Source organism: Moraxella atlantae NBRC 14588 (assembly GCF_001591265.1).
Taxonomy (GTDB): domain Bacteria; phylum Pseudomonadota; class Gammaproteobacteria; order Pseudomonadales; family Moraxellaceae; genus Faucicola; species Faucicola atlantae.
On the sequence record NZ_BCUL01000033.1, the window covers coordinates 1 to 11,517 of the forward strand.

Genomic DNA, 11,517 nt, shown 5'->3' on the forward strand with positions numbered 1-11,517 from the left:
GCCATCATACTTGGCGGTATCTTGGCGACTGGCGGCAATGATGCCTCCACCGATATGCCCGGTGGCATAATCACCTTTTACCACCGCACCGTCTAATACAAGGTTGCCACCGATGTTTTGATAAGTTGTACCACCAACATTGATATGGCTATTGGCATTGGTGGTGTGCGTTTCATTACCATAACCTTTTGCCATATTGGCGTTGGCAGTAATACCTGCGCCACTTTGCGTGCTGGCATACCCCCCAACCCCAAAGCCGCTTGATTGATGACTGGTACGGTCATAACCTGTGCCAGAAGCCGCTTGATACGTCACATCGCCTTCAACGTGGTTGTAGAGGTCTCCAGCTAAGTTGATGTCACTACCTGTGACGGTAAAGTCACTGTCTTTGCCTTTGCCTTGGATGTTTAATACCAAGTTATTGGCCTCAATGCTTGAGGCTTCATTTTTACTCAAGAGGCTGTCATGGGTGCTTGAGCTTGATTGTCTGCCTAGTGTGGCTTGAATGCGGGTGTTGCCAACCTCTGACAAGCCTTCTTTGCTTATTCCACCTTTTTGTATGCTATCAACTGCTTTGGTTGCCCCTTTGTCCAGTGTGCGTAGTTTACTAAAACCAGCCACCCCTGCCATGACTTTCATTTGGTCACGGTTGGTGGTTTGCCCCGCTTTTGCTAAATCTTGAATGTCTTGGGCTTGATCGACTAAGCTATTGGAGACTTTAACCGTAAGCCCTGAGGTTTTTTGGCGTTGGCTGCTGTGTGATTCGCTCGAGGCTACCGTGTTATCCACATTCGCGGATTTGGCATTGATGACCACCGTGCCATAATTGAGGTCATGCACATCGTCGGTCGTTTGGTTTTTGGCATAAACCTTACTGCCCGTTTGCTGATAATGCTCACCTGCCGTTAACACCGTGTTGCCGTTATAGGTGCCGACGACACTACCGGTGTGTGTGGTAGTGTCAGTGCTATTTTGATTGGCGGTTTTTTGGCTGCCTAGGGTGAAGCTTGCGCCACCATTGCTAAATAGCCCTGATTTTTTCTCGTTATGGCTGCTGCTTTGATGCTCATTATTGGTTGCTGCATCAATGGTGAGATTATTGCCTGCCTTTAGCGTGGTACCGCTTTGGCTAATCGCATTGGTCGCGGTTAACTGAATATCATTGCCCGCGTTTATAACCAAACGGTCGCCAGTGACATTGCCGCTAATCGCTTCATCACTGGTCGCACTGTTGCGATCTTGGGTGGTCTTACGGCTTAACAAGCCTTTGTCCGTGGTTTTGTTAGCCGTTTCAAGATTGCTGGTGGCACGGCCTTCTTTTAGCAGGATGTCTTTTTTGGCGTCCAAGTAGCTGGTGCCATCCTCACTGTGAATGGTCACTGCAGTACCCGTGATACTGCCACCTTTGGATTGAATGTAGCTACTGCCTTGGCTGGCTACCACACTACCCACATCTTGCGTTTGACCCACTTTGTAATAGTTATTGCTGTCACCAATGGCATTGGTTTGGAAACCTGTATTGAGTGCATTAAAGGCCACATCGCCTTGGGCAACCATTCTCGTGCTGCCGCCCTGATTAATCAGTTGACCGGCGTTAAAGGTGGCATTACCACCGACATCAATGCTTAAGGTGGTCAGGGGTCGACTGTTGTCATCGGTCATGCCTTGTAAGCCATCGCCCACATAGATTTGACCGATTTGATCGATACCGGTGCGCCAGGCATTGCTTTGTCCAAGCTTACTTTCGGTATGATAGGTGCTGCTGCTATTGTTTAAGTTGCCACCAATATCAAGTGCCATGGCACTATTGGTCTTAAGCGTGGCACCGATGTTGTTTAAGTCGTTTTTGGTGTTAACTTGAACAAAGTTACCTTGGATTAACCCGCCGTTTTGGTTATTGAGGTTATTGGTTTGAATGCGTAAACCATTATGGGCAACAATATTGCCTTGGTTGCTTAAGTCGCCCGTGAGCTGCATAGCCACATTACGCGCAGCAATTAAGCTACCGTCACCTTTTAGGTCACCGACTTTAGCACGTACGTAGACTTTAGGCACCAATACGGTTTGTTTGCTACCATCTTTTAAAGTAATGGTTTGTTCAACCAGCCAGACAATATCCGTGGTCAGCTGCGCCATTTGTTCAGCGGTGAGTGCAATACCAGGACGTAGGTTCATGGCTTGCGCCACAGTAACCCCATTGTCCATTAAGGCTTGGTACATGGCATCGTCAGTGGTGTAATCGCCTAAGAAACGACGACCGGTTAGGCTCATCACTTGGTCACGAATCAGCCCTTGCTCATAGTAGCCATCGCCTAAGCGCTTGTGCAGGTTGCTTGGGTCTAAGCCTAACCGCTGCATCATGTAGTCGGAGGATAGCCATTTTTTGTAGTTGGCGAAGGCTGGATCGGTTTCGATTAGGTAACCATTGGGGTTATTGGGGTCAACGTTATAAAGGCTGCTGTTCGGTAGGGTAGGGCCATTGCCGGTAACACGCACCTCTTCGGTGTATTGTGATTTGATGCTGCCGTTTAAGCTGTCAATGAGTCCATTAAGCTGTGCTTGACTGACTGATTTACCCTCTTTCTGAGCCTTTAAGATAGCATCAAGCTGCTTTTGTTGTTTTGGGGTAAGCGTGTCTGGGTTTGCCTTAGCAAATTCTGATAATAAATTAATAGCATCTTGTTTAGCTACATTACTGTTATCAGTGGTAGTAGTAGCATTATTAGCTGTTTGTGTGCTTTTTTGGAGGGTAGCTAATGCAGTGACCGCTTTGCTAAGATTATCAACAGTCGCTGCCTGCGATGGCGGCAACATTGTATCAATGTCTTTGATATTTGCGTTTAAAATCGGCAATTTGAATGAAGTAGATTCACCAACTTCAATAAAAGGCGTTTTAGGTCCTATGTCATCTAAACTTTTTTTACTACAAAGAGCATGGCAATGAACTTCTTTTAACTGATAAAACCCTTCTTTAAGTGAACTTTCTTTGCCAAGTGTGTCAGCAGGATTTACATTATTGATAAGTTCCTTACCATGAATCTCCCCTGTTTGACCTGCCAAGATAATACCCTTATCATTTTTCAAGTCAGTACCTTCTAGAAAAATGTCTTGCCCAGAAATAATTCGAGCAGGATCGGAAGCAACCACACGATCTTTTAGTGTATATATCTTATAATCGTAATCTCTATAGTCTTCACCAAGTTTCTCATTGGTATCTTTGGTATAGTAATCCCAACGTCGCTTATATAATTCATCTTTAAAGAAGAAACGTTTTTTAGAATCATCTTTAAATTGCCATTTTGATTCTTCTTTAACCGAAGTGACTTCATTGATTTTTCGGAAAGTAGAATTACCATTCAATAAACTGTCTGTCTTAATATGCATATTGCGTGCTGATTGAATGGTAGCACCAAGATTGGTAATTGTTTGGGCACTTCCAACCGCTTGATATGAATTATCCAAATCGCCACCAATATGTAACTCCCCATTACTTAAAAGCTGCGCTTGTCCATTAAAGTCGGGATTAAATATACCAGCTCGTGCAGGATTAGGATTGTTGTTTAACTGTTTAACCCCAATGTCTAAGCGATTACGCGCCGCAATCACCGGTGCCGGTTCGGATGTCACCGCATAATAAGTTGGCTCATAAGTCGTATGAGCATCAATCCACGCTTGGCTTAAACTTGGGTCGGATTCGTAGATAGGATTGCCGAAGATATCGGTACTTGTCTGCACTTGTGCATTAGAGATCGGCAATATCGCCTTATACTCAACCGCACAACCAGACCCTGGCTCACAATAATCAACCTTGGTTTTAGTGTATAAATTAGGGGTGTTATTGAGTGTATCGGCCTTAATTGCCACATAATCCCCATAAATACGACCATAGCTTAAGTTATCGAGCGTATTGCCAGCGGTCAGATAAGTTCTTGAACCATGAATCAGCCCACGGTTTTGAATATTATTGGTTGCGTTAAGCTCGATTAAATCGCCGCTTTCTAAACTCGCGTCTTTTTGGTGATCAATGTTTTGTGCGCTAACCGCTAAGCGGGTTGATGCCGCAAGCTTACCTTGGTTAGTAAAATCCCCTTGCGTGGTTAAACTTAAATTATCGGCTTCCAGCTTATCAGTCACACCATGGGTGTAGCTATCGGTCAGTGCCACATTGAGTGTGGGCGCACGTAGCTGACCGCCGGTATTGGTTAAACCTTTGCCCGTTAAATCAACTTGCTCATGGCCCTTGATTAACCCTGTGTTGTTATCCACACTGGCATTGCCGCCCACTTTAACTTGATTTGATTCAATACGGCCGCTTTGGTTGGTGAGGCTCTGGCTGACATTAAGATTTGCTGAGTCACCCGTCACGATTTGACCGTTAGTATTATTAACAACCGCGGCAGTTAACGTGGCGTTACCACTGGCGACAAACCCTTGTGATAGTGTCGCGTCTGAGGCTTGTTTGGTGTTACTGTTATTGATAGTACCCGCATTCACGGTTAAATCTTGATTGGCCAGCACCAAGCCTTGGTTGGTGTTATCCAATCCCGCTACTGTCACGTTGGTGGTATGACCGAGTAGCTGACCGGTTTGGTTGCTCACATTGGCATTACCAGCGTTTAAGCTTAACGCTTGATTAGCGGCGATTTCACCTTGGTTGTTATTGACGCTGCTACCGGTACTGGTGAGCGTCACGGTATTGGCGTTGATTCGACCAGATTGGTTATTGACGTCACCGGCATTAATGAGGGCGATGCCATTGGCTAACATCCCCAAGGGTTTAGTGGCGGCATCGTTCGATTTGGTGTTTTGGTTATCAAGTAAGCCTTGGGTGGTAATGGTTAAACTGCCATCGGCTGCACTTTGACTGATTAAGCCGGCGTTGTTGTTGAGCGTTTGCGCCGCTAGAGCCACATTGCTACCCGCTAAGATACCGCTATGATTATCGATTGCTCCAGAGCCGGTCACATTCAACGCATCATTGCTAGTAATCACACCTTGGTTGGCAATATTTGCCTGAGTAATGGTAATCGCTTTCGCCGCTTGAATATTGCCTGACTCGGTGTTGGTTAAACTGCCGCCTGCGATGTTGACGGTGTCATTGACACTGGCAATGCTGCCCGCGTTGGTGGCACTACCTGCACTGATCCCCACCGCTTGATTGGCGACAATGACCGCTTGGTCATTGGTCAGCTGGTCAGCCTTTACATTTAACGCATTGGTTGCCGATAGCATGGCGCCATTGCCATTGGTGATGCTGCCGCCGTTCACATTTAAATCATGGGCACTTTGAATGACTGACTGATTACCTTGTGAGTTAAGATTGCCATTTAGGGTTAAATCACCGCTGCTGGTTAAGATTAAGCCACCTTGATTGCTTGAGGCTTGATTACTTATTTGCCCCGCACTCACCGTTGCCTGTGCCGCTTGTATGACACCAGCATCATTGGTGAGCGTGCCGGCACCATTTAACGTAAGACCCCCGTTGGTGACCAGTTGACCGCGGGTGTTATTGACATTGGCGCTGCTGATATTCACATTGCCGCTACCGGTGTGAATCAGCGCACCGTCTTGGTTATTGATATCCCCAGTGGCGGTTACATTAAGGTTGCTGGCACTGCCGCCAACCTGACCGCCTTGGTTATTAAAGTTACCGGTGTGAATGGTTAAATCATTGGTGCCGGTTTGAATGATGGTACCGGCCTGATTAACGATATTGCCGGCCGCTAGTTGGTAGTGGTCCGCTTGCATCACACCTTTGTCATGCACCCAGGTTGCTGGGGTGGTAATGGCAATTTGCCCAGCCGCTTGGCTTTGCGCACCGGTTAAATTGACATCCCCGGTTTTGGCGGTGAAGGCAATGTTTTGCGCTTGGTTTTGACTGCTGGTATAGTCGAGCGCGCTACCCGTGACAGTTAAGTCGCCTGTGGCAACGTTTACCCCGGCATTGGTTTGCGCGTCACGGCTGGTCACGGTTAAATTCGCTGGGGTGGTTGCCAGTGTGCCTTCGGGAGAGAGCCCGGCAATCAATTGACCCTCTGCCGTTTGATTAAGACTACCGGTATCAATAGTGATGTGCTTACCGGCGGCAATGGTGGCGCTATTAGTGAGTTGTCCTTGGTTGGTTACTGAGGCATTGCCACCTGCATAGACATTACCGCTGTTGGTAAAGGTTTGACTGGTTGTGGTCAGGTTATCACGGCTGGTCAGTTGCGCGGCGTTGTCAATTTGATTTGCGGTGATGTTTAAGCTACCGTTACCCGCGTAAATGACCGCATTGCCGGTGTTGGTTAAATTGCCGGTAAGATTAACGGCGCTATTGGCAGTTGCTGGGTGACTGGCAACCACAATACCGTCTTGGTTATTCAGGTTTTGTGCGTTAATGGTAAACTGGCTGCCTTGGATTTGACCGCCTTGGTTGTTGATATTCCCAGCAAGTTGCCAAGTTTGTTGACCGAGGCTTACCACTTGACCGCTGCTGTTATCAACGCTTGCCGCAGTCACATTCAACCCCCTGGCGTTGTTGGCCAATGTGCCTTGGTGGTTGTTTAAATTGCCGGTTAAATGAATACGGCTATCGGCCGTTGGCTCAGCACTGATGGCAGCGACCACCCCGGTTGTGTTAGTGAGGTTATTGGCGCTGATATCAAGGCGTTTGCCTTGAATGACACCAGCGCTGTTATTAATATCCCCAGCAATCTGCCAAGTCTGTTCGCCCAAGCTTAACACACTACCTTGCTGGCTGTTATTCACGCGGCTTGAGGCCAATACAAGACTGCCATTACCTGCATGCTGAATCTTACCAGTTTGGTTGTTTAACTCGCTTGTGTTAAGGGTCAAGTTTTGGCTATTGGTGGCAATGACACCGTCTTGGTTATTGAGTCCGCCAGGTAGGTTTAGGCTTAAATCACCGCTGCCTGCTTGGGTAATACTGCCATAGCGGTTATCTAATGCGTTAGCAGTGAGCGTTAATGTATTGGCCGCCAATTCACCTTGTTGGTTATTTAAGGTATCTTTGGCGTTTAACGTCATGCTATCGGTGGCGGTAAGCTTGGCACCTTGGGTAGATAAATCGCCGTCCGAGCTTAAGCTAATTTCCCCCGCTTGGGTAATGCTACCTGCAAGGTCGGTGGGATTGCCGGTTAGGCTGACTCTGCCAGTCGCAAGGTGCGTGCCACGGCTGGTCAATGCCCCGGTTGTGTTGACGGTTAGATCCGCTTTGTTGGTGGATAAGGTGCCATCGGGGTTTAAGCCAGCCGCTAGCACACCGGTGCTAGTGTTGTTAAGGCTGCTAGCAGTTATAGTCGTCACACCACCACTACCAATAATGCCGCTGTTATCAATAACGCCGCTGGTCAAGCGATTACCCATGCCGCCATACAGCTGACCGCTGTTATTGACGTGTTGCGATTGGGTGGTAAGTTGACCGGTCGCGGTAATGGCGCCGCGATCATTATTTAATCCTGCGGCGGTGATATTGGCATCGCCTTGGGCTCTGATATTGCCTTGACGGTTGATTAAGTCGCCTTGACTGGTGAGCGTTAAACTGCCTTTGGCATCGACTGCCCCGTGGCTGTTATCTAGACTTGCAGCACGGATATCGGTCACTTTGCCTTGAATCACACCCTCGGTGTTATTCATAGCACCAGCACTGTCAATACGGGCATCGCCCAAAGTCGCTAATACGCCTTGGGCATTATTAATCGGCAATTGGCTGGTCAAGGTAATGCCTTGTTTGCTAACAATTTGACCCTGCGCGTTGTTAAACTGGCTAAGTTGCCAGTTTAGGTTATTGAGCTGTATGCGGCTGTTTTGGTTATCAACGCTGTTGACCGCTTGTAAACCATTGACCGCGATACTGGATTTATCCGTATTGGTTAGGGTTTGGGTGGTGACATCAATACCGCCATTGGCGGTAATGATGGCATTGCTGCCTTGGTTATCAATCTGTTTGGTCGTGATTTGCCCATTAGCAGTCACCGGTTCAAGTGCTCGCACGGGCGTGTCCGGGGTAGGATTGGCAGTAGTACTGTTGCTGTTGCTAGTATTATTAGCGACTTGTTGGCTACCGGTTGCCGCTGTACTTGGGGCGTTGGCTAAGCTTAGGTTGGTGGCGGCTGGTTGATCAGCATACAAGGCTTGACCCATCACCGCTCGGTGTTGGTTGGTAAGTCCGGTCGTGGTAACAGCAAGGTTGCCCGTGCCCGTTTGTTCAATCCGCCCTTGGTTATTAAGCGTGTCGGTGGTCAGACTGACTTGTCCGGCACTTAGGGTACCGGTGTTCGTGGTGGTGGTGTTAGCAATGGTACCTTGGGTACGTGCGCTAATCAGTCCGCTATTGGTTAAGCTGCTACTAGTAAGCCCAAGACCCTGTTGGCTACTGGCAATGGTGCCGCTGTTGGTGATGGTATTGCCGTTGACGTTAACCGCGACCCCGTCTTTGCCACCCATAAAGCCGGTGTTAATGAGGTTACCTTGGTTGTCTAGCGTGAGTGTGCTGCCACTGCTGATGTCCCCTGCGTTGGTAACCCCCATCCCCTTGTCGGTGCCAATCAGACGGATTTTGCCTGCGTACATGCCGCCTAAATTTGAAACGTCAAGTGCCACACCAGTGGTGTGGTTGTCGCCCGTGTTGCTAATTTGGGTGTTGTTCGCATCAGCTTCATAGCTGACGGTGTTGTTGCCGGTAATGACATCAAGCTGTTTGCTGTAAACTTTGGCGTTGATGGCATTGGTTTGGCTAATCAGCTGGGTGTAGTCGCTTTGGCTATCATCTAAGCCTTTGCCATCAATGCTAATTTTACCGCTGCTTACTTGAAAGCCACTTAACGTGTCGTTGTTAAAGGTGGGTTTACCTGTGGTAAGCGTGGTACGTGAGGCATTGATAAAGCCACAGCCAGAACAGGTAATGCCCGCCGGGTTGGCAATGATAAGCTCGGCTTTTTTACCCGCGATCTCGGTATAACCTGCCAGTTGGCTAAGCTTCGTTGAGTTAACTTGATTTAAAATAACTTTGGCTTCGCCTTTGGCAAGCCATGGGTTACCTTCCACCCACCCTGCGGTTTGGGTTTGGGTGTTGGTGCGACTGTTGTTTAAGATGGCACCCGTGCTACCGACGTCAAACTGGCTAAAGGTGTTTTTAGAGACGCCCTGACTGTTTGGGGTTTGAATATTGACTTGGGCTAAGCCATTGGCGGTATTTAACACTGTGGCTTGTTCTTTTTTAGGCGCTCCTTTGTCTACAATGATTTGGGTGTGCACGTTAGCGTAAGTAAGGTTAGCCGCTCCCATGCCGACAAGTACTGCTGCGGTGAGACTAAGCCATTTGCCATAGCAGTGATGTACTATCCCATGATTACCAGCATTAAACTGGCTGGCAACCAAATTTGCTATGTTTTCACGACCACCTTGACTACCCGATTTACCTTGAGCCATGGTTTTTTCTGAAACAACGACCAGACGACCTAGGTGTTTGCTGAATATCACGCGGTACAAACAGCTGTTCATATGGGTATCCTGTGTGTAGGTTGTGGTGCTGTGGTCAGTTTATGGCTGCTTTTAATGGATGGGTTAAAATTCAAGGTTTAGGCTAAATCCCGATGCCCAGTCTTTATCCCCAAAGCCTTTTGGTTGTGATATCGGGTAACCGGTAAATACATCATAGCTCATCGCTAGTTTGGTGATGGGGGAAAATTGCCCTTTCAATCCAATAGCAGCCCCCACAAGATTGTGACCAAGTAGCAGGTCATCTTGGGTTTTATGCTTCATTGCGACGTGACCGGCATCAACACCAATATACATTGCATGGGGGGTACTGCCGAGTGCCATGCTTAAATCTTGACGTAATAAGACACCATGGTCGCCTGATAAGGTGCGTTCACCATCAAAGCCTCGCACGGTGTAACGACCACCAATGGCCATCCGCTCGCTAGGGACTAATGCATCTTCGGCATATTGTCCGCTTAAGGCAGCATGGTAGCTAAATTGGGTTAGCGCTTTGGGGGGACCAAGCTTGAACGGTACGCTTAAGTTGGCGTTGGCTTTGTAGATACCCGTGCGAGCCGTACCTTCGTTAAATAAACTCTCTGGCGGTGTGATGGCATTAAAGGCGCCTGTACCCCGTTGGTAGCTAAATTGGGTTTTAAGCTGGTTTGTCCCAAAGCTGATGTCGTGGCTAAACCCAGCAGTCCATCCGGCAATCTTACGACGCTGGACATCCACTTCGGTGTCGTCAATGTAGTTGTGCTGCGATTTTACAAAGCCACCTGCATTTAGATAGGTTTTACTTTTGGCATCACGGTGGGCTAGGTGGCTAAGTCCTAGGTTGGTGGTATCACTTTTGCCACTGTAGGTGTAGTCTTGGGTGGCACCGGCAACTGTTTGGTCATACGTGTAATGACTGTGGGTGGCGTTCAACAGCCAGTGCTTGATTGGCAGCACATAGCCTAGGGCATAGTTGTCACTGTGTTTGTTTTCACGACTGCTGCCTAAGCTGTTTAGGTCATGACTGTAGGTGGCATAAAAAAGGTCGTTGTGGTTGGTCGGGTTGTCAAGGCTTAAGGTGACGTTGCCTTGGTATTTTCCGGTGGCTTTAGCTCCTGAGTCATCAATGCCAATACCCATACGGTATTTGCGGTTTTGGGTGTACTCGATGAGGATATCACTGTGCCCTGGTGCCGTGTTTTCGCTGCTTGGGACAATGGAGAAGTCGGCATCCGCCGTGGGCACGCGTTTAAGGTTTTCAAGCGCAGTTTCTAAGTCACGGATGTTTAAGATGTCACCGGCTTGTAAGGGCAGGGCGGTGCTAAAAGTAGTGGGCAATCCTGCACGGCTGGTAGAAATGGTAATCTTACTTTGGCTGGTGTCCGCTTGGATGCTATCGATATAGCCTGGAATAATGGTTAGGGTAAGCTTGCCTGTGCTTAGGTTTTGGTTGCCAACTACCACGCGGGTGGTGGCATAGCCGCGCTCGATAATGCGGTTTTGTACGTCACTGACTAGTTGGTTGATTTGAGCTACCCCTAAGCATTTACCGAGCACACGGGTTTTGCCATGGGTGGTTGGGGCTAAGGCAAAGTCAAAACGGTGAACGTCCTTTAGGGCTTGACTGTCAAGCGTCGTGTAGCCAATTTGTTGGATGGGAAAACAAGGCGCGTTATGGTCGACTTGATTGGCTACAGCCGTTGGGGCGACGCTTGAGGTGTCGATTTTGACTTGTGGGTCTGGAATTAATGCTTGCTGACGTGCGGCGTCTTGTTGTTGCTGGCGTTGAATTTGGTCGTTGGCTATTTGTCTATTTGGGTCGGTTTGAGCATAAACTTGCGGTGTCATCAATATCCCTAGGCCTAACATCAGCGGGCTTATCATCGGTAATCTGTTGGCTGTTAAAGCGGCGGATTCGATAGACGGGAAATGGTGCAGATGATTTTCCAATGCCATGCGGTAGCAGTCTCTGTTTTTTTAATGTGTTTTATTGGTATTTTATCGTTAACGGATGATTCTGTACAGTTTTATTAATAA

Annotated in this window: 2 protein-coding genes; both read right to left on the reverse strand. The window is 48.1% G+C overall.

The window, feature by feature from the left end; genetic code table 11:
* Positions 1–9,504 (reverse strand): two-partner secretion domain-containing protein (locus tag MA2_RS10030; protein ID WP_067059438.1); only part of this gene is annotated, 9,504 nt, incomplete at its 3' end.
* Positions 9,505–9,567: 63 nt separating this feature from the next.
* Positions 9,568–11,328, reverse strand: a complete 1,761-nt coding sequence (locus MA2_RS10035) for a ShlB/FhaC/HecB family hemolysin secretion/activation protein (protein WP_067059440.1) — start codon at positions 11,326–11,328, stop codon at positions 9,568–9,570.
* Positions 11,329–11,517 lie beyond the last annotated feature (189 nt).